This is a genomic window from Brevibacillus sedimenti (genome assembly GCF_020923495.1).
Classification (GTDB): Bacteria; Bacillota; Bacilli; order Brevibacillales; family Brevibacillaceae; genus Brevibacillus; species Brevibacillus aydinogluensis.
In genome coordinates, this window is sequence record NZ_CP064048.1 from 1,002,749 (window position 1) to 1,023,413 (window position 20,665).

Annotated in this window: 19 protein-coding genes and 1 riboswitch; of the genes, 1 reads left to right on the forward strand and 18 read right to left on the reverse strand. The window is 54.5% G+C overall.

Annotation, left to right across the window (positions count from 1 at the left end; all coding sequences use genetic code 11):
- Positions 1-37: 37 nt before the first annotated feature.
- The 7 genes from IRT44_RS04715 to IRT44_RS04745 all read right to left on the reverse strand — a co-directional run bounded on the left by IRT44_RS04715 (position 38) and on the right by IRT44_RS04745 (position 7,205).
- The gene (locus tag IRT44_RS04715; protein WP_212133140.1) at positions 38-823 is read right to left on the reverse strand and encodes a 3-hydroxybutyrate dehydrogenase; all 786 of its coding nucleotides are present in this window, start codon (positions 821-823) and stop codon (positions 38-40) included.
- Between the two features lie 63 nt (positions 824-886).
- A complete protein-coding gene (locus IRT44_RS04720) occupies positions 887-2,272 on the reverse strand; it encodes a GntP family permease (protein ID WP_171563990.1) in 1,386 nt (461 codons plus the stop codon).
- Positions 2,273-2,323: 51 nt separating this feature from the next.
- Positions 2,324-2,989, reverse strand: a complete 666-nt coding sequence (locus tag IRT44_RS04725) for a CoA transferase subunit B (protein WP_304415507.1) — start codon at positions 2,987-2,989, stop codon at positions 2,324-2,326.
- Between the two features lie 12 nt (positions 2,990-3,001).
- Complete coding sequence (locus IRT44_RS04730) at positions 3,002-3,691, reverse strand: CoA transferase subunit A (RefSeq protein ID WP_171563988.1); 690 nt, start codon at positions 3,689-3,691, stop codon at positions 3,002-3,004.
- A 336-nt stretch (positions 3,692-4,027) separates the two neighbouring features.
- Positions 4,028-4,960 carry an aldo/keto reductase gene (locus tag IRT44_RS04735; RefSeq protein ID WP_171563987.1) on the reverse strand — a complete coding sequence of 311 codons (933 nt, stop codon included), beginning with the start codon at positions 4,958-4,960 and terminating at the stop codon, positions 4,028-4,030.
- Positions 4,961-4,972: 12 nt separating this feature from the next.
- Positions 4,973-5,941: a TIGR03571 family LLM class oxidoreductase gene (locus IRT44_RS04740; RefSeq protein ID WP_230077857.1), complete on the reverse strand. Its 969-nt coding sequence runs from the start codon at positions 5,939-5,941 to the stop codon at positions 4,973-4,975.
- 34 nt (positions 5,942-5,975) lie between these two features.
- A complete protein-coding gene (locus IRT44_RS04745; protein WP_230077540.1) occupies positions 5,976-7,205 on the reverse strand; it encodes an MFS transporter in 1,230 nt (409 codons plus the stop codon).
- Between the two features lie 265 nt (positions 7,206-7,470).
- Between IRT44_RS04745 and IRT44_RS04750 the strand changes: the two genes are divergently transcribed.
- Positions 7,471-7,809: a winged helix-turn-helix transcriptional regulator gene (locus tag IRT44_RS04750; RefSeq protein ID WP_171563985.1), complete on the forward strand. Its 339-nt coding sequence runs from the start codon at positions 7,471-7,473 to the stop codon at positions 7,807-7,809.
- Positions 7,810-7,914: 105 nt separating this feature from the next.
- Here the strand turns inward: IRT44_RS04750 and IRT44_RS04755 are convergent, their stop codons facing one another.
- The 11 genes from IRT44_RS04755 to IRT44_RS04805 form a co-directional block, all read right to left on the reverse strand.
- Positions 7,915-9,261, reverse strand: coding sequence for a sigma-54 interaction domain-containing protein (locus IRT44_RS04755; RefSeq protein WP_212133137.1), 1,347 nt, complete (start codon positions 9,259-9,261; stop codon positions 7,915-7,917).
- Positions 9,262-9,467: 206 nt separating this feature from the next.
- Entirely contained in the window at positions 9,468-10,901 is a 1,434-nt protein-coding gene (locus IRT44_RS04760; RefSeq protein ID WP_171563983.1) for an NAD(P)/FAD-dependent oxidoreductase, read from the reverse strand.
- A gap of 88 nt (positions 10,902-10,989) precedes the next feature.
- Positions 10,990-11,089: riboswitch (purine riboswitch) on the reverse strand.
- 149 nt (positions 11,090-11,238) lie between these two features.
- Positions 11,239-11,907, reverse strand: a complete 669-nt coding sequence (locus tag IRT44_RS04765; RefSeq protein WP_230077541.1) for a hypothetical protein — start codon at positions 11,905-11,907, stop codon at positions 11,239-11,241.
- Entirely contained in the window at positions 11,892-12,758 is an 867-nt protein-coding gene (locus tag IRT44_RS04770) for an ABC transporter ATP-binding protein (protein WP_230077542.1), read from the reverse strand. Before IRT44_RS04770 ends, IRT44_RS04765 begins: the two co-directional genes overlap by 16 nt.
- Before the next feature lie 11 nt (positions 12,759-12,769).
- Positions 12,770-14,794, reverse strand: a complete 2,025-nt coding sequence (locus IRT44_RS04775) for a hypothetical protein (RefSeq protein ID WP_230077543.1) — start codon at positions 14,792-14,794, stop codon at positions 12,770-12,772.
- 71 nt (positions 14,795-14,865) lie between these two features.
- The gene (locus IRT44_RS04780; RefSeq protein WP_230077544.1) at positions 14,866-15,228 is read right to left on the reverse strand and encodes a hypothetical protein; all 363 of its coding nucleotides are present in this window, start codon (positions 15,226-15,228) and stop codon (positions 14,866-14,868) included.
- 186 nt (positions 15,229-15,414) lie between these two features.
- Entirely contained in the window at positions 15,415-16,818 is a 1,404-nt protein-coding gene (locus IRT44_RS04785) for an alanine/glycine:cation symporter family protein (protein WP_171564193.1), read from the reverse strand.
- 226 nt (positions 16,819-17,044) lie between these two features.
- Positions 17,045-17,302 carry an HPr family phosphocarrier protein gene (locus IRT44_RS04790; protein ID WP_171563978.1) on the reverse strand — a complete coding sequence of 86 codons (258 nt, stop codon included), beginning with the start codon at positions 17,300-17,302 and terminating at the stop codon, positions 17,045-17,047.
- Between the two features lie 15 nt (positions 17,303-17,317).
- Positions 17,318-19,045: a phosphoenolpyruvate--protein phosphotransferase gene (ptsP, locus tag IRT44_RS04795; RefSeq protein WP_230077545.1), complete on the reverse strand. Its 1,728-nt coding sequence runs from the start codon at positions 19,043-19,045 to the stop codon at positions 17,318-17,320.
- A gap of 18 nt (positions 19,046-19,063) precedes the next feature.
- Entirely contained in the window at positions 19,064-20,224 is a 1,161-nt protein-coding gene (locus tag IRT44_RS04800; RefSeq protein WP_230077546.1) for a mannitol-1-phosphate 5-dehydrogenase, read from the reverse strand.
- 2 nt (positions 20,225-20,226) lie between these two features.
- On the reverse strand, positions 20,227-20,664 hold the full coding sequence (locus tag IRT44_RS04805) for a PTS mannitol transporter subunit IIA (RefSeq protein ID WP_171564192.1): 438 nt from the start codon (positions 20,662-20,664) through the stop codon (positions 20,227-20,229).
- Position 20,665 lies beyond the last annotated feature (1 nt).

The following is a 20,665-nucleotide window of genomic DNA, read 5'->3' on the forward strand; positions in this document are numbered from 1 at the left end:
GTGGAGACGGCGGCAGCAGACGGGAAGGCGAGCGGTCTTACTGTGCCGTATACCCGCCGTCAATTACCACGGCCTGCCCCGTCACACCCCTGGCCTTGTCACTTGCCAGAAAGACGGCATATTCGGCAATTTCCTGCACAGACAGCAGCCGCCGCTGCGGGACGAGCGGGTATATGACTTCTTCCATCACGCGTTCCAGCGGGACGTTGCGGGTCTTTGCCAGATCGGCCAACTGATTTTGCACAAGCGGCGTGTCCACGTACCCCGGACACAGCGCGTTCACAGTGATGCCGTGGGCGGCTCCCTCAAGAGCGGCCACTTTGGTCAGGCCGATCACCCCGTGCTTGGCGCTGTTGTAGGCCGCTTTCCCGGCAAACCCGATCAGTCCGTTGATCGAGGCCATGTTGATGATCCGCCCATGTCCCTGACGCTTCATGACGGGAAAGGCGTGCTTGATGGCGATAAACGGCGCCGTGAGCATGATGGAGAGCAGCTTCTCAAATGTGTCGGTCGGGAAATCCTCGATCGGCGACACAAACTGCATCCCCGCATTGTTGACCAGGATGTCCAGCCGGCCAAACGTCTCCACGCTCTTCTCAATGCTCGCCTTGAGCTGGCCTTCATCCGTCACGTCACAGCCTGCTCCCAGGGCTTCCCCCCCTTCGCCCCTGAGCTGCTCGGCCGCTTTTTCCACGGCCTCCCGGTTGAGGTCCAGCAGCAGCACCTTGGCTCCTTCCCGGGCAAACGTCCGGGCGATTTCATATCCGATCCCGCTTGCTGCACCGGTGACCAGTGCGACTTTTCCTTCCAGCAGCTTGTTCACGATGACACACTCCTTCTTACCAATTGGTACCCAAAACGACTTCGCCCCGGTTGCAGGATGGACCTAGACGAAAAGCGAAGCGGCGATTGCCAGAATAAAGACAGTCAGCGTCTTCAACACAGTGATCGCAAAAATGTCCTTGTAGGACTGGCGGTGCGTCAGCCCCGTGATTGCCAGCAGGGTAATGACGGCTCCGTTATGCGGCAAGGTATCCATCCCGCCGGAAGCCATCGAGGCGATCCGGTGCAGAAGCTCCGGACTGATGCCGGCCGCCTGCGCCAGCTCCAGGTACTGTTTTCCCATCACTTCCAGCGCAATGGACATGCCGCCAGACGCCGATCCGGTAATCCCCGCGAGCACGTTGACGGCCACGGCTTCGGAAACCAGTGGATGGCTGCTGACCCCGAGAATCCATTCTTGAATCAGCTTGAAACCGGGCAGCGTTTTAACCACGTTGCCGAATCCCACCTCGGACGCCGTGTTGAAAATGGCCAGCAGAGCCCCCATCGCGGCGGTGGTCAAACCGGAGGCGAGCTTGGTTTTCACCTGGTTCAGATTGATCAGCACCGCAGCCAGGATGCCGATGCTCAAGGCGATGATCAGCGCCCAGGAGGAGGCGACGTTCTTCACCTTGTCAATGTTGTAGTTGTCCTTCAAAAGCTGCGGGTCGTACCACGTCTCCACGCTCAGAAACCCTCTGCTGAACAGGTAGTTGGACACCAGGACCAGCACCAACGGGAGCACGGCCAGCCAAATGTTCATGTAGGTTTGCTCCCGGTTGAGCTCCGGTTCGTTGATGTGGCCTTCTCCGTATCCCTCGCCGGCTGCGGCTGCCTGTTTGCGCCTGCGCTCCAGCCAGAAGAGGCCGCCGCTAAAGACCATGACGGCACCGATGATCCCGACCAGCGGAGCGGCGTACGCATCGGTCCCAAAATAGTTGGTGGGGATGATGTTCTGAATCTGCGGCGTACCGGGAAGCGCATCCATCGTGTAGGTAAACGCGCCGAGGGCAATCGCGCCCGGAATCAGCCGTTTTGGGATGTTGGCCTCGCGAAAAATGGCGGCGGCAAACGGGTACACCGCAAACGCCACGACGAACAGCGAGACGCCGCCATAGGTCAAAATGCTGCAGGCCAGCACGACAGCCAGAATCGCCCGATTGGAACCGAGCGCCTTGACGATCGACTGGGCGATGGATGCGGCCGCTCCGTTCATTTCCATCACCTTGCCAAAGATCGCGCCCAACAGGAAGACGGGAAAGAACGATTTTACATAGTTGGCGGCGTTGGTCATGAACGTCTCCGTGTAGCTGGGCATCAGCGCAAGTCCCGACAGAACAGCGGCCAACAGGGTAAAAATCGGCGCAAATACGATGACGGGATAGCCGCGGTAGGCAAAAAACATCAAGAGTCCCAACGAGACGAGAATCGCCAACACTTCGATAACCATACCATTCTCCTTTCCTGCCCCTCACCCAAACGCCGAGTCCCGTCCGCTACGTTACAACGCAGCGGATGACAGGACGCGCAGATTGGGGGAGACAATCAGCTCAGGCTCGGTACGCGCTTGAATATCAGCCGGGGAATAGCCTTCAACTACCTCTACCAGTTCCAACCCCTGCGGCGTGACGTCAAGGACGGCACGATCCGTAATGATGCGGTGAACCACCTCTTTGCCGGTCAGCGGCAGGCGGCAGTTTTTCAGGATTTTCGGCTCGCCGTACTTGTTTACATGCTCCATGATCACGACGATCTTCTTGGCTCCATGCACCAGGTCCATGGCGCCGCCCATTCCCTTGACCATCTTGCCCGGGATCATCCAGTTGGCCAGGTCCCCCCGCTCGGAGACTTCCATCGCGCCCAGGATGGCGACGTCGATGTGGCCGCCGCGAATCATCGCGAACGATTCCGCGCTGTCAAACAGACAAGCGCCGGGAATCATCGTGATCGTCTCCTTGCCGGCGTTGATGCAGTCCGGGTCCACCTCGTCTTCCGTCGGATACGGTCCGATTCCGAGCAGCCCGTTTTCTGACTGCAGCACGACCTGTTTGTCCGCCGGAATGTAGTTGGCGACCAGTGTGGGAATCCCGATTCCCAGGTTGACGTAGAAACCGTTTTCAATTTCCTGCGCGGCCCTTTTGGCAATCTGTTCTCGCGTTAACATCAGGACAGCTCCCTCCTAGCTTCTCACCGTACGTTTTTCGATGCGTTTCTGATAGTTCTCACAGCGAATGATCCGCTGCACGTAAATGCTGGGGGTATGAACGGCGTCCGGGTCCAGTTGGCCCACGTCCACCAACTCTTCCACCTCGGCGATGGTGATCGCCCCGGCAGCGGCCATGATCGGATTGAAGTTGCGGGCTGTCTTGTTGTAGATGAGATTGCCCAGCGTATCTCCCTTCCAGGCTTTCACCAGGGCAAAATCAGCCCGAAGCCCCGTTTCCAGCACGTATTCCTTGCCGTTGAACGTGCGGACTTCCTTGCCCTCCTGGATGGGGGTGCCGACGCCAGCCGGGGTGTAAAAGGCCGGAATGCCGGCGCCCCCTGCGCGAATTCGCTCCGCCAGCGTCCCTTGGGGAACCAGTTCCACTTCCAGCTCTCCGGACAAAAACTGCCTCTCAAACTCCTTGTTTTCTCCCACATAGGACGAAATCATTTTTTTGATCTGCCTGTTCCGCAGGAGAATCCCCAGACCCCAGTCATCCACGCCGCAGTTGTTCGAGATGACGGTGAGATTCTTCACCCCTTTTTCGTACAGGCCCATGATCAAATGTTCCGGGATGCCGACCAGGCCAAAACCGCCCACCATGATGGTCGCCCCGTCTGTGATGCCAGCCAGGGCCTGTTCAATCGATTCACATACGCTCACGTTTCGCACTCCTCCCAAGACAAATGGATGAAATCGCTTTCATCATTAATGCAGGGATTGTGCCAAACTGTCGAACTTTTTGCAAAAACTTGTCGCAAGCAGGATTCTACGTGTTCCGCGGTCGTGACCGACACACTCGTATTGGCGGGATCATTCCGAAATTTCGGAAAGTGTCGTCCATATTTTTGGAAAACGCCCTTTCGAAAAAATACAACGCAATCCCGGCGGAAGTGTGATGGCATCAACATCTGCGTTTTCTGCGACTACACGAAATGGCTTCTGCAGGACACAGAAGCCATTTCGCACAAGCAGTTCTCGTTATTTTTTTGCGAATCGTTACTTGGTCATGCCAGCCAATGCCTCGACATCTTCAGGAAGCAGCTTCCATTCTGCCGCTTTCACGTTCTCAATCACCTGCTCCTTGTTTTTGGCACCGGTAATGACCGTGGCTACAGCCGGCTTAGCCAGCAGCCAGTTGACGGCGACTTGCGCCAGCGGCTTGCCATAACGATCTGCGACGGCGCGCATTTTCTCCACTTTCTCCACGTTTGCTTCAAATTCACCGTCTTTGAACAGCGGATTAAACTGACGCCGTACATCTTGTTCGGAAATCTTCGTTTCTTTGGTGAACTTCCCTGTCAGCAGCCCTTGCGCCAGGGGGCTGTACGGAATGAATCCCATGCCGACACGCTCCACGTACGGATACTCGGCTTTCTCCACGCTGCGCTGGAGCAGGTTGTATTGGGACTGTAGCGAAACGACATGAGCGTATTTGCGGGCTTCCTCCATTTGTTCCATAGAGAAGTTGGATACGCCGATGTAACGTACTTTGCCGCTTTGGACCAGTTCGTTCAGCGTTTCCATCGTTTCCTGGATCGGTGTCCTGTCATCCGGCCAGTGCACCTGATACAGGTCAATGTAGTCGGTGTCCAGGTTTTTCAGGCTTTCATCAATCTCGCGCAGGATGTTTTTGCGGCTGACATCCTTCACCAAACCGCCCTTGTCATCCCAGACAAGACCAAACTTCGTGGCGATGATGACCTTGTCGCGCACCGGTTTGAGCGTTTTTCCCAGGATGCGTTCCGATTCACCGTATCCATAGAAAGGTGCCGTGTCAAAGAAGTTCACGCCCAGATCGTACGCGGTCTGGATCGCTTCCACGATCGACCGTTCCTCAACATCGCCCCACCCTGTTTTTCCAGCGGCCCAGGCGCCAAATCCAATCACCGACGTAAACAGTTCACTGTCTCCCAATCGTCTTTTTTCCATGATTCTTCCTCCTCATTTTGCTGTTTGCTGCTGAAACGCTGGCAGTACGTATTCGGCCAACTCGTGCAGGACTTCCGGAATCGGGCGCTGCGAGTGGCGAAAATGAAACGCGATGTGCGCAACCCCAATCTCCTCAAGCTTTTGCAAATGGCGAATGAGTTCGTTTCTGCCAATCGTGGCCCCGAACTTAAACGGCTCTGCCGGGTGGTCCGGATCCTCGTGGAGATCCAGATGATACGCGGAAATATACGGTTTCCGCTCTGTTATGCCATGGTCCTCATGCGCTTTGATCCACTCGGCCATCTGCTGTTCAGTCGCTGCGATTCCTCGGGGATAGTTGAACCACGCATCCAGATGCTGAACGATCCAGTCCAGTGTTTGCGTCCCCCGCCCCGCCATGACGAGCGGGATCGTTGCTTGAACCGGCTTGGGGAGCAGATCGAGCTCGTTGTCTACCAACATCTGATCCCGGTTCCACGCATGCCTGATCATGCGGACGCTTTGGCGGAAGATTTCCCCTTTCCGCTCAGCTTCCACCCCGAACAGCGGAAACTCCACCGGGCGGTCTCCGGTAGCAATCCCCATCACGAAACGCCCTCCGGACAGCTGGTCAACAGTGGCAGCGGCTTTGGCGACATGATACGGATGGCGCAGCGGGAGCACAATCGCCCCCGTGGCCAGGATGACCTCATTCGTAATGGCAGCGAGATATCCCAAATACGCAAAGGGGTCAAACAATTGAGCGGCATCGCCAAAACGATGGGGATCAAAAATGGGCACATCCCGCAGCCACATCGATGTAAAGCCAAGCCGATCCACCAATCGGGCATACTCCGCATGACGCTCCATGTTCGGAACACCGAAGGGACGTCCCTCTTGTTCCGCTTGTTTGAGTCCCGCCGGTGACCAGTCGGTATCCAGGGGAAGCTCAACGCCAAATGTCATGCGCCGCGACGGAATCATTTTCTTCAATGCCGTCATACCCAAGTGCACCACCTCCTTTCTCATACGTTTCTCATGCGATGGAATCAACGCGGCTGCTTCGCTCCAGAACCATGCTCCACCGGGAGAGAACCACGGCTCCCGCCACCATCAAGGCACCTACCCAAGAAGTATGGAGGAGCCCCAGTGAATCGGTGACGATGCCACCCAGGTAAGACCCGATCGCAATGCCGGCATTGAATGCGGCAATATTAATAGCAGAAGCCACATCAACTGCAGACGGCACGTACTTCTCAGCCAGCTGGACCACGTACAACTGCAGTCCCGGAACGTTCATGAAGGCAAACAGTCCCATCAAAATGATCGTGACAAGTCCCACCCCCATGTACGGTGCGGTAAACAGCAGCAGCAGCAGCAGCACAATCGCCTGGATAATAAACATGTAGAACAGCGATCGGATGGGATTGCGATTGGATGCTTTGCCGCCTATGATGTTGCCGATTGCGATCGCGCCCCCGTAGACAAGCAGGATGATGCTTACCGTGCCGGCTTGAAATCCCGTAATCTCCTGCAGAATCACAGAGAGATACGTAAAGACGACAAACGTCCCGCCATAACCCAACGCCGTGATAATGAAGACAAGAAGCAAGCGGCCGTTTGTAATCAGTTTCCATTGATCCGCGAATGTGGTGGGTGCACCCTGACGAAGACGCGCCGGAACCAAAATGGTGTTGGCCACCAGTGCAAGCAGGCCAATCGCGGCAATCCCCGCAAAGGAATAGCGCCAGCCAAACGTTTGCCCGATAAAGGTTCCAAACGGCACACCTGTCACCATGGCCACCGTCAGGCCGGTGAACATGAACGCGATGGCGCTCGCCCGCCGATCCTCCGGCACCAGATCAGCCGCAATCGTTGAACCGATGGACATAAACACCCCGTGGGAAAAGGAGCAAATGACTCGGGCGAGGAGCAGAATCTCAAAGCTCGTGGCAGTGGCGGCGATACTGTTCCCGATTACAAATACAATCATGATCCACATCAGCAGCGTCTTTCTGGACATCGCTGAGGTCAGGGACGTCAATATCGGGGCGCCAAACGCCACTCCCAGGGCATAGAGAGAAACGGTGAGCCCAGCGGTGGTGACGGAAACGTGCATATCCTCCGAGATGGATGGAAGCAAGCCCACGCTGATAAATTCTGTTGTCCCAATGGCAAAGGCGCTGATTGCCAGCGCAAGCAGGGCAAAGAAACCATGGTGCTTTGTCCCGTTGCCATTGGCGTGAGAATGATTGAGTACAGCCATAAATGGCAACCTCCTTGAACTTAAATAATTGTATGTCGATAGGAAAAATAGGTATTACGCTGACAAACAGTGAACCCGGAGTCATCCCTCCTGTCTGTTGTCAGGATTTCTTATCGACAACGACATATCGTATTATGTAACATATAGGACAGCATAGAAAGTACGTACTTTTTTGTGCCATTGTTACTGTTTAGTGCTATAGGCACCTTTCAGTAATATAAGCAACAAATTGTAACTGAGCTGATACAAGGAGAGGTGATAGCGCATGAAAAAGGCGGAAAAAACGTACAACATTCCGGTAGAAGCGACATTGGAAGTCATCGGCGGCAAGTGGAAAACGGTGATTCTCTGCCATTTGACCCATGGGCCGATGCGCACGAGCGAACTGAAAAAAGCCATGCCTGCCATCACGCAAAAAATGCTGACTCAGCAGCTCCGCGAACTGGAGGAAGATGGCGTCATCAACCGCATTGTGTACAACCAGGTTCCGCCGAAAGTGGTCTATGAACTGAATGAATTCGGGTGGACATTGAAGCCTGTCCTGGATCAGTTGTGCGCATGGGGGGAGGAGTACATCAAAAAGGGACAAGCCATCAAGAAATAAGAAAAAAGCAGAGGTGTCGGAAAACAGGCGTTCCCGACCTCTGCTTTTTAATTTGCCTTATCGTTCCGCCGGGCGTCAGATGTGCGTATCCGTTGTCCGGACCGCTTACACCAATTTGTCCCGGTTGTATTTCTCCCATTTTTGATAGAAGCTGGACTTGCTGATCCCGAGGAGTCTCGCTGCTTCCAGCTTGTTTCCGGAAGCCGCCTCCATCGCCCGCATGATCGCCTCCCTTTCCGCCGCGATTAACGTCTCCTTCAAGGGACGAACCGGTGAAACAGGGAGAGGCTTTCCCGATCCGGGCAGCCAGATGTGCTCCTTTTTCAGCACGTCCCCATCCATCAGATGGACCGCCCGCTCCAGGACATTGCGCAGTTCCCGCACGTTTCCCGGCCAGGAGTGGCTGCGCAGCACGTCCCACACCGCATCGTCAATCTCCCGCACGTGGACGCCGGTTGTCTCGACGATCTGCTTGAGCAGGGTGGAAACGAGCTCCGGCAGATCCTCCAGCCGTTCCCGCAGCGGCGGAATGTTCAGGGACACCACGTTTAGCCGATAGTACAGGTCCACCCGGAATGCCCCCTCGCGAATGCGGCTGGGCAAATCCTGATTGGTGCAGGCGATTACCCGCACATCGATGGGAATCGGCCGGACCCCGCCTACCCGCTCCACTTCTTTTTCCTGGAGCACACGCAGCAATTTTGCCTGCAGCGGCAGCGGCATGTCGCCAATCTCGTCCAGCAAAATCGTGCCGTGGTTGGCCAATTCAAACTTTCCTTTTTTCCCTTTGCGCGCCGCCCCGGTGAACGCGCCCTCTTCGTATCCAAACAGTTCGGACTCCAGCAGCGTATCGGGAATTGCGGCGCAGTTGACCCGGATAAACGGCCCCATTTTCCGCCGGCTCCCCGCGTGAATGGCGTGGGCAAACAGCTCTTTCCCCGTTCCGCTCTCCCCGGTGATCAACACGGTGGAATCGCTCTTCGCCACCTTCTGGCAAAAAGCTTTCAGCTCTTTCATCCGGGGGCTGCGCTCCACGATCTCGTCAAAGTGGTAAATCGCCCCCAGCCGCCGCTGCAGCTCCCGTTTGTAGTAACTCAGCTCGTCCCGCAGCTGATCCACCACCGCAGCCAATCCCGACAATTCCTGCACGTCCTGAAACATCACGGTGCCCAGCGCGGCGATGACCTTCCCGTCCTTCATGATCGGAATGCGGGTGGCAATCATGTTTTGTCCTTTTATTCGATGAATTTCCGCAATTTCAGGCTTGCCCTGCTGCGCCACGATGTGCATCCGCGTGTTCTCGATCACCTCGGTGACGTGGCGGCCGACCACGTTGTCCACGCCCAAAAACTCACGATAACTTCGGTTCATGAGAAGGATCTTCCCGTCTGGATCCGTCACAACTATGGCTTCATACGCATTCTCGAAAACAGCTTCCAGCAGTTCGCCCATGGTTGAGGGATTCTGTTCCGTAAAAGAGCCCTCCCTTCTCCCGATACGTGTGTACTACCAGCCATTATAAAGCAGGTAACGGCAAGGTAGGTACTCCTTTTTCTGAGAAACCCCGGCCGCTGTTGATCGGGGCCCCAATGAACAGAGCCTGCCTCGTTTTTGTCGAGGCAGGCTCAATGCGCTGCGATGCTCAGGCAGCAGACGGATTACGACAGCCGCTTTATGATATTGCGGGCCATCCACACGCCGGCCGCACCGGCCTGGGCCAATCCGCGGGTGATGCCCGCGCCGTCGCCGCCGCAGAACAGCCCCTTGATTTCCGTCTCAAATTCGACCGTCAGCTTGGGACGGGCCGAGTAAAACTTCGCCTCCACCCCGTAGAACAGCGTGTGTTCCGACGCGATCCCCGGCGTTACCTTGTCCAGTGCTTCCACCATTTCGATCAGGCTTTTCATCGTGTTGTACGGCAGGACCAGACCGAGGTCGCCCGGCACCGCCTCTTTCAAGGTCGGCTCCAGAAAACCTTCCTTGATGCGCGTTTCCGTGGAGCGTCTGCCGCGCAGGATGTCCCCGTACTTTTGCACGATGACGCCGCCGTTGGACAGATCGTTGGCCCGTTTGCAGATTTCGCGGGCGTACTCGTTCGGTTTGTCAAACGGCTCGGTAAACTTGTGGGACACCAGCAGCGCAAAGTTGGTGTTGTTGGAGCCGAGCGCCGGATCCTTGTAGGAGTGGCCGTTGGCCGCCATCACCCCGCTGTGGTTTTCCACCACCACGTGGCCGGACGGGTTGCTGCAAAACGTGCGGACCCGCGTCCCCACCGACGTGTTGAAGATGAATTTTCCCTCGTACAGATGCTCGTTGATCTCCCGCATCACCACATCGGACGTCTCAACGCGCACGCCCACGTCCACCTGGTTGTTGTACATTTTCAGGCGGCGTTTTTTCAGGATGCTGGTCAGCCAGGCGGAACCGTCCCGCCCCGGTCCGATGATCACGTGGTCGCTGTGATACTCGTCCCCGTTCTTCAATACCACGCCGGTGACGCGATACCCGTCCTCTTCCTTCACCGTCAGGATATCCTCTACTTCCGTCTTGAACATCATGTCGATTCGCTCGTTCAGGTACTCGTAGATGGACTGCAGAATCTGCAGGTTTTGTTCCGTGCCCAGATGGCGCACCTGCGCACGCAGCAGTTTCAACCCGGCAGCGTACGCGCGCTGCTCGATGCTCTTGATCGTCTCCGTGGTCGGGTCGGTGATCGTCGTCGTCGCCCCGTGCTTCAGGTTGATCTGGTCCACGTACTTGATCAGTTCCAGCACCTGGGACGGACTGAGGTAATCGGTCATCCAGCCGCCAAACTCGGTGGTAATGTTGAATTTCCCGTCGCTGTATGCACCCGCTCCGCCAAATCCGCTGGTAATGGAGCAGGCGGGCAGACAGCCGGCGTACTCCTTTTTACCGGCCGGCGGCGGACACAGCTTGATCTTTTCCTCCAGGATCGGGCAACGCCTGGAGTAGATGTCGTGCCCTTTATCAATCAACAGCACTTTGGCGCCCGGCGCCTTCAGTGTGAACTCATAGCTGGCGAAAATTCCCGCAGGGCCCGCCCCTACGATGATGACATCGTATTTGTTCATGATCGCAACCTCCTCCGTATCGGACAATCCCTTGAAGAATCCCGTTCGCAGAACCGCTGCACAAAAAAATCCTGACCGACGAACGGGTATGTCAATGACACCCATTCGTAGCCAGGAATTTACGGTTCCTTGTAGAGACCCCCAAACCCTATTATTGAGGATATACGAATCGTGCGAAATGTATGCGTATGCGGTTTGACAACACTTTGCATAATAACGCACGATGTTAATCATGTCAACCACTTCGGTTAATTTTATTCGTGTTTCACGAAAAACAGGCGAATAACATGTACAAACACAGTCGTCAGACAACCAAAATCCGAACATTATCAGATGCTCATTTCATCAAGTATTCCCGTCTGTACAGGAGCCATTGTCCCACGATCAGCAAACAAATGCTGCCGACCGCCAGTGTCCATGCCACTGATGCAGAAGCGGCATATGGTTTGGGAAGCGACCAGTGAAACACATAGAGAGTGCCCATTCCTCCCCCTCTCATCATATACGACATGGTACAATAGACGCCGATGATCGTCAGGCATACCTCCACGCTTTTGACCAACAAGATCAGCGCAAAGGATAACGAAACCAGAAACAAGATTGCCACCATTGGCAAGTAAATGTCTGCCGCCGTGATTGTTTCCCGCGTGTGCGCCATCAGATACGAGGTGGGCACCCAAAATACCAACAGATAGAGAGCGAGCACCCTGAACACGCGCAGCAAACCAAAGGTGAGTTCATTCACCGGCAAGGATAAAAGCAATTCCTTGCTATTTGGCTTCACGAGGTCACGAAACAGGCCGATAACCCAAAGCGAAACGAGGGGAAGAGGTAAAATCCCCAATGCCTGTTTCACTTCTGTAAGGATCAGCGGTTTCTCATATCCCGCATCTGTGATGTAGATGTAGAGCGCAGCCACGAACAAGACCACAATCGGCAAGGCAAACATCCATCCCATTCCCTGTATATCTGACCGCAACGTCGGCATTCTCAGGTGTTTATCCAAGTCAGATACCCCTCTTCTACCGTAGGCTCTACCGGCTCGGCATCCTGGCTTGGGCGCTGATCGGACAGCAGGCGAATGTCCATCCCCGATGCCGTCCCCAGCGTGGAGATGATTTTATACGTACTGGCAAACTTATCGTAGTCTTCCGCTTTCACAGTCAGCTTCCATACGCGTCCTCTTGCCTTTGCAGCCAAGTCCTGCATATCGGAAAATTGATGAGCATTCCCCTGTTTCAGAACTGCCAGACCATCACAGGTAGTCTGAATATCTTCCAATATGTGCGTCGATAAGATAACGGTTCTGTTTTGCGCACACCTGCGTAATAACATGCGAAACCGAATCCGCTCCTCCGGGTCCAATCCTGCTGTCGGCTCATCGACCATGACAATTTGTGGGTTCCCGAGGAGTGCTTGGGCAATCCCCAACCTTCTAAGCATCCCGCCGGATAACGTGCCTACTTTCTTTTTGGCATGCTCGGTCAGGTTTACATCAGCCAGCACAGCTTCAATCTGCCGTTTCCGCTCCGTTTTCTCATCAAGCCCCTTCAGGATTCCGATGTAGTCCAGGCACTCTATTGCACTGATATTGCGAAAAGCCCCAAAGTGCTGCGGCAGATATCCGAGAATGCGGCGAACCTCCCGCGAATTATGCCGCCAGTCGATCCCGTTATACTGGATCGTTCCCGAATCCGGCTGCAAGATCGTGGCGATAATCCGCATGAGCGTTGTCTTGCCTGCACCGTTGGGACCCAACAAGCCGAACAAGCCGGGCGGTATTTGCAGCTCAACGTTGTGCAACGCCTTTTGTCTGTGAAAAGACTTCGTTACCTGGTCAATCACCAATGTTCCCATAAAAAGCATCCTCACTTTTTGGCATGTTTTAGGTAATCATGAAACAGATCCAATCCGACATTGCCTTTGGTGACCGCATCGTACCAGTCAGGCAGCTTGTCCATCAGTTCATCCCGCTGCTTCTCAGCCAGCTGGATATATTGTTTGGCCAGTTCTTTCGCCTTCACCATCTCGCTGTATTCAGGTGGGTAATCGAGCTCGGCTATCCAGGTCAGATGCGACCTTTTTTTATCCACTGAATGGAGGTGGTCATATAATGCAGCAAGAAAAATGGGGGCGATCCCATCCACTTCCCGATACTGATTGTGCCAAAAAAAGGCTAGAAAGACCTCTCGTGCAGAGGCAAAGTGCGCTTCTGGCGAGTCAATAAATACTCGAAAGGCTTTTGCATCCAACAACAGCTGATCCGATGTGACCTCCATAGCATGAACATTTACCTCCCAAGAAATGGGAACCAGAAAAATCTGCTTGGGCAGGACGGGCTCTTGTTGTCCCAGAGCGTGACTCATCTTCGCTACCTCTTTTCTGAGGGCAGGAATCACCCGCGGCGCCTGCATGAGCAAATCAGGAGGACCCACGATGCGATACCCATCTGCATATGTCTCCAGCATCCTTCCCAGCACCAAGGTTGCGCCCCGTGCCGTCCCTGCAAACTGGTTGTGCTTCTTCTGCGGCAGGTTGCTGTACACTTGCTGGGTTTCGGTTACGGTCACTTCAAAATGAACTTCATACGGAAGCTCCAGGTTTTTCATCTGGAGGTTCCGCTCAGGATTGATTTCCCCAATGGTATAGTTCCCGGGAATCGGATACCAGGGGAAAGATGAACTGAGATAAAACGTATGGTGGTCAATCGGATTTTTGTATCCCGTATTTCCGCTAATCTCAAACGTAAGCGCAAGCGATTGTACTGCGGGATTTTGACGTACCAAGACCTGGTCTCCTGCCTGCCGCCACTCCACATCGTGCCCGCCTGCCGTCACCCGCTTCACCTGCAAGCCGTGATACAGGGTAAAGTCCATCCATTCCTGACGATAATCAGAGAGGTCAAGCAGCACGTCAGCAACATATGTAATCCTGTCCTGATCATGAGTAAGCGCGATCTTGTATTTCTGTACCTGAAACGCTGCCGGACTATCCAGATGCCGCTTTTGATTTTTATAGAAATCCCAATCCTTTTCGTTTAATTCAAACAGCTTGTCTACATCTAGCATGGACTGTTGATTGGCAAGCGGGATCACACTCAAGCCGGAAATGAGCAGCACCACCGCCATTCCCTGATAGATCCGCTTTTCCAGATGCGGCAGTTCCCGTAAGCGACGATACAGGGCCGCCAGGAAAAACAGCGCACCGGCCAGCAGCAGCAATAGGAGATGCCGAAAAAACGCTTCACTGGTGACAGCAAGACCCTGGAAGTCATTATACGTCGCGTTCGGATCAAGCTCTCCCTGATTAAACACAGGAGCAATGCGCCTGGGCAGCAATAAGGTGTTATAGGGGCTGGTCAGGATCCAAATGACAAATACGACCGGATATGTCCAATACGAGCCGATCAATCTTTCCAAGGCATAGCCCAGGATTCCTCCTGACAGTAACGTAACCCCCCAATAAAGCAGCATGTAGCTGACCGTCATCTTCCAATACAAAATCAGCTGGCTGCCTGACATGATGTATAAAGCAAGCACATAGGCAATCGCCATGCACATGACCATACTCACAATGATTGCCCACGCTGTCATTTTGCCAAAGGCGCGCACCGTATTGCCCGGCAATGCCTCCAGCACCTCTTCAAACCGGGCTGCCTGTTCGCGCTGGGCCATGATGATCCCCGAAATCATTCCCACCAGCGCACATCCCATCACGATAAACGAGGATGCCTGGAGAAGCTGTCCCGCCCCCAGCATATCCTTTTCAAAAAAAACATGGTATCCGAATGAAAGATACGCCAGTAACGCTGCAATCACAGCCCACAACCAGAATCCTCGCAAAAAAAGCCTTACTTCCATCCGGACTATTGCCGTGAATAATCGCACACCCACAACCGCCTTCCTCTTACAACTATGGAGGTATCTCTATATGAAAGAGATACCTCCATTTTTTTCCGTAACTGTTAGTTTGTCAAACTTCCGTTTCCTTCTGCGCCGCCACTGATTTGCTCCAATTGCACATAGTAAGCATTATCTGCACTAGACAAAGTTACGTTTATACTTTTACTCGGTGCAGAAGAAGTGAGTTTAAGAGATGCTATTGTCTCATCTGGCCACATCTTGTGTACCATTCTTGCTTTGGAGTACATATCTGAACCTTTAGTGAGATTTCCTTTAAGTTTTCCATTACCGCTTCCTTGGTAAATTAGGCTTCCTGTGGCAACATCTTGAGTGTTGCTGAGCGTCGTAGAAGAAGTTGCTGCAGATACAGCACCGGTAGCCATGACAGCACACAAAAACACAGTACTAACCAATTTTTTTCTCATTTTCAATCCCCTCCATAAATTTATAAATTTTGTAAAATGGTTACACTTAAATTATCACATACCATTTTTTGGAGTAAATAGAAAGCAACAAAGTTAAAATATATTTATTTTTCTGTAAATAAACAAGCTGTATGAACACGAAAAAAGCGGGATTGCTCCCGCTTTTTTCTTTCACTTATCCGGCTGTTACGACGCCATCGTGTTCTTTGCCTTGTCTTCCTGCCAGCATTCCACCTCAGACAGCCCAGGAATGTTGCTGGCACGGAAAACCGGATTTTGACCGGACTTCAATTGTTTCGTATAATCGTTCAATGCGGCGAACGCGACTTTTCCCAACAACGCGATCGCAACGAGATTCAACAGCGCCATGAACGCCATAAACAGGTCGGCCAGATCCCAGACGATGCTGATTTTCGCCACGGCCCCAAACATCACCATGCCGACCACAGCCAGGCGGTAGAGTGTCAACCAGGTTTTGTCGGTCTTGATGAACTCGATGTTGGTCTCCCCGTAATAGTAGTTGCCGATGACCGAACTGAAGGCAAACAGGAATACGATTAAAGCGACAAACACACTCGCCCATGCGCCCACATGCGTACTGAGCGCCGCTTGCGTCAGAGCGATGCCGTCCAGCCCCTCTGTCGTGTACATGCCGGACAGAAGCACGATAAACGCCGTCGCGCTGCAAACCACCAGCGTGTCGACAAACACGCCCAGCGCTTGAATCAGCCCTTGTTTGGCCGGGTGGGTCACATCAGCGGTGGCCGCAGCATTGGCCGCGCTCCCCATCCCCGCCTCATTGGAGAAGAGACCGCGCTTGATTCCCTGCATCAGCGCAGCGCCCATTCCGCCGCCGGCAACCTGTTCCAGGCCGAACGCAGATTTGACGATCAGGAGCAGAACGCCCGGCAGTTGGGTGATGTTGGTCACGACCACGTACAGCGCCACCAGGACGTACGCGCCCGCCATGAACGGGACGAGGAATTCGGCGACTTTTGCCACACGCTTGACACCGCCAAAGACGATGAAGCCCGTAATGGCCGCCAGAATCAGCCCCATCACGACAGGAGGAACGCCATACGCCGTCTGAAACGCCTGCGAAATCGTGTTGGCCTGCACGGCATTGAAGACGAGACCAAAGCAGAACGTGATCAGTATGGCGAACAGAATGCCCATCCAGCGCTTTTTCAGCCCTTTTTCCATGTAGTAGGCAGGGCCGCCGCGGAAGCCGTCTTTATCTTTCACTTTATAAATTTGCGCCAACGTGCTTTCCACAAAGGCGGACGCCGAACCGATCAGGGCGATCAGCCACATCCAGAACACCGCACCGGGGCCGCCGACGGAAATCGCCATGGCCACACCAGCGAGATTCCCGGTCCCGACCCGGGATGCGGTGCTGATACAGAATGCTTGAAAGGACGAGATGCTCCCCTTTTTCTTGTCCGTTGCGCCTTCTCCGAGGAGACGGAACATTTCGCCCGCCAATCGGAACTGTACAAACTTTGTACGTAAAGTAAAATAGATGCCTACCACAATCAACAAGGCGATCAAAATCTTGGACCAGAGCAAATCGTTTGTTACCGCAATCATTTTTTCTGATAATTCAAAAAGGAACGACACTAGACCAATCACCCCACAGCCTGAATATATGAATATATCAAAAGTTAATACAAAAGATAGTTTATCACAAAACTTTCAAAATGAAACCCTGCCAACATATATGTCGCGGCAAGGAAATTACTCCCACCACGACAACAAAAGAACACCCTGTCCTCACCGGACAGAGTGTTCGCTAGGCCGTAACCGGCAGATGCAGTTACGCCTCTTCCTTCAGCGCCTTCTCCAGAGCCGCGATAGCTTCCGCTTCGTCGGCACCGTCGGCAATCAGCGTAATTTCCTCGCCTTTGGCGACCGCCATGGACATAATGCCCATGATGCTTTTTCCGTTGGCTGTTTTTTCGTTTTTGACAATCTTGATCTCACTGGCAAAGGACGATGCCAGACGCACAAAATTGGCTGCCGGTCTCGCGTGCAGACCGTGCGGCAGCTCGACGACCACTTTCTTTTCGATCATGAATGTACACCTTCCTTACATGCTGTTTCCTGCAAAGGTTTTGCGAACAAATGCTTCCACTTCTTGCGACGTGCTCATCGACAAGATGGTGTCCGTGTAAGCCGCCGCTGCCTCCTTGGACAAGCGGCTGATCTGATAGCGTGCGGGCAGGATGCTGCCGGCGCTCATGCTGAACTCGTCCAGTCCCATGCCCAGCAGAATCGGGATGGCCACTGGATCGCCGGCCATTTCGCCGCACATGCCGACCCACTTGCCTTCCGCATGAGCTGCCTGGATGACGCGGTGGATCAGGCGCAGCACAGCGGGATGATAGGGCTGGTACAGGTAGGAGACGCGCTCGTTCATCCGGTCGGCCGCCATCGTGTACTGAATCAGATCGTTGGTGCCGATGCTGAAAAAGTCCACTTCCTTGGCAAACAGATCGGCGATCATCGCTGCCGCCGGAATCTCGATCATGATGCCCACTTCCAGCTGTTCCGATACGGCGATGCCCTTTTCAAGCAGGGCTTGTTTCTCTTCTTCCAGCACCGCTTTGGCCTGCCGGAACTCTTCCAGGGTGGCAATCATCGGGAACATGATTTTCAGATTGCCGTAAGCGCTTGCCCGCAGCAGAGCGCGAAGCTGTGTCCGGAACAGGTCCTGCTGCTCCAGGCAGAGGCGAATGGCGCGGAATCCCAGGAACGGGTTCATCTCTTGCGGCAGGTTCATGTAGGACAAATGCTTGTCCCCGCCGATGTCAAGGGTGCGGATCACGACGGGCTTTTCACCCATTTGCTCCAGCACCTGCTTGTAGGCCTGGAACTGCTCGTCCTCCGACGGGAAATCATCCCGCCCCATGTAGAGGAATTCCGTGCGGAACAGCCCGACGCCTTCCGCTCCGTTCTCCAGAGCACCGGCCAGATCCTGCACACTGCCGATGTTGGCGGCCAGCTCGACGTGAACGCCGTCCTGGCTGGTGGTAGCGGTATGAACCAGTTTGGCCAGCTCGCTCTTTTGCCGCTCGTACTCAGCCTGTTTCTTCCGGTATGTTTCGATCTCTTCCGGCGTGGGGTCGATGATGACAAGTCCTTCATGCCCGTCCAGAATGATCGTCACCCCGGCTGCTGCTTCCTTGGTTACGTCCTTCGTCCCTACCACCGCAGGGATTTCCAACGAGCGGGCCATGATGGCGGAGTGGGAGGTACGGCCTCCGATGTCCGTGACAAAGCCTTTGACATAGCGGCGATCCAATTGGGCGGTATCCGACGGCGTCAGGTCCTCCGCCACGATAATTACCTCTTCCGCCAGATCGCTCGGCGCCGCAAACTTTACGCCCAGCAAATGGCTGAGTACTCGCTTGGTCACGTCGCGAATATCCGCCGCCCGCTCTTTCATGTACTCGTTGTCCATCTGCTCAAACAGCTCGATGAACATCTGCGCCGTCTCATGCAGCGCGCTCTCCGCATTTACTTTTTCCGCAGCAATTTTTCCCTTCACCGTCTCCACCAGTTCTGGATCTTCCAGGACCAGGAGATGGGCTTGGAAAATGGCCGCCTTGTCCGGCCCCATTTCCCTTTCTGCGCGCTCGCTGATCTCCTGCAGTTCTGCCTTCGCCTGTTCCAGAGCATCCGTCAACCGTTTGATTTCGCTCGACGGGTCCTCGATCGAGACCGTTTCGATTTGCAGGTGGGGATTGGTGAGCACAAACGCCTTGCCAATCGCCACACCGGACGATGCGGCAACGCCTACAATTGTTTTGGACACTTGCCCTCTCCTCCTCTCTTAGTTTGTCTTTCTTCTGGCCTGCAACTCCCGGGCGTGGTTCATCACGATGGAAAAGAGGGCGTGATTCACGCGAATGCCGGTATACGTCTTGAGAACGTGTTCCAGTCCGAACTGCTTGATCTCTTCCGTCAATTGGACCGCCTCGGGATCTTCCCGGAAATCAAACAGCAGCGCGGCTGCGATCCCCAGCCCCAGGTGCTCCGGCACGATTCCGTAATCGAAGCACTGCATTGCCGGACCAACCAGCCGGTCTTGCGGCGCCAGTTTGCGAATGGGCGAACGTCCCACGCGCGTCACCTGGTCGGTGATGTACGGGTTGGCAAAACGGCCAAGAATCTTTTCCACGTACGCCTCATGCTGACCCTTGTCAAAGCCGTGTTTGGCGACCAGAAGCGCTCCTGTCTCCTGCAGGGCCTGCCGCGTCGCGCGAAGAATCTCGTCGTCCCGAATCGCTTCATCAATGGCGGCATACCCCATTTGATAGCCCAGATAGGCAATTACTGCATGCCCCGTATTTACAGTATACAACTTTCTCTCAATGTAGGGGGTCAAGTCATTTACATACGTGACACCTTCGATTTGCGGGATGTCCCCGATGATGCGCGATTGATCGACAGCCCATTCGAAAAACGGCTCCACTGTCACCAGCAGCTTGTCTTCGTGTTTTTGCAGCGGCACGATGCGGTCGACGGCAGCGTTGGGGAAGCCGACCAGCTCCTGTGCCTTTTCCCGGGTTATTTCATCCAGCTTTGCGAACACGTGGGTTTTCAGCTGCTCACTGCCGCCGATCATGTTTTCGCACGCGATGACGTTCAGCGGCCGATCGGATTGTGCGATCCGCCGGGTAATGCCCGCCGCGATGACAGGAGCGATATGGGGCAGCACATTGGGCCCCACAGCCGTGGTGACCAGATCGGCCTTTGCGATCGCCTCGGCGACAGCCTCCGTATCCTGGCCGTGAATGGCGCGGACACCTTCCACGACGGAAACCGGTGTTCCTTCCATCGCCAGTTGCACCGAGTACGCTTTGCGGCTGTTGATCTCATCGACCAGCTCCTGATTGACATCAATGAAGCAGACCTCGTACCCAGCCTGGTGCAGCAGTTGACCGATAAAGCCTCTTCCGATGTTCCCCGCTCCAAAATGAACAGCCAGCATGATTACATCCCCTCTTCAAACAGCGTGATAATCTCTTCTGCCGTTTTCGCGTGAACAACACGGTTGACATTGGCCTCGTCGGAGCAAATTACCGCGATGTTGGACAGAAGTTCCAGGTGTTCGTCACCGACTGCGGCAATCCCGATCAGCAGATACGCCGTGTTTCCTTCCCCAAAATCGACGCCGTCCGGAATCTGCACGACGGAGATGCCGGTCGAGCGAATGGACTCTTTGGATTCGTTGGTGCCGTGCGGGATGGCCACGCCGCTTCCGATATAGGTGGTCACAATCTCTTCCCGCTCGAGCATCTTGTCCACATAGTCCGGCGTGACGTGACCCGCCTTCACCAGCAGCTCGCCAGCCAGGCGGATGGCTTCCGTCTTGTCAGCCACTTTTGCATTCAGCATGATTTTTTCTTTGGATACTACTTTGGTTGCCATA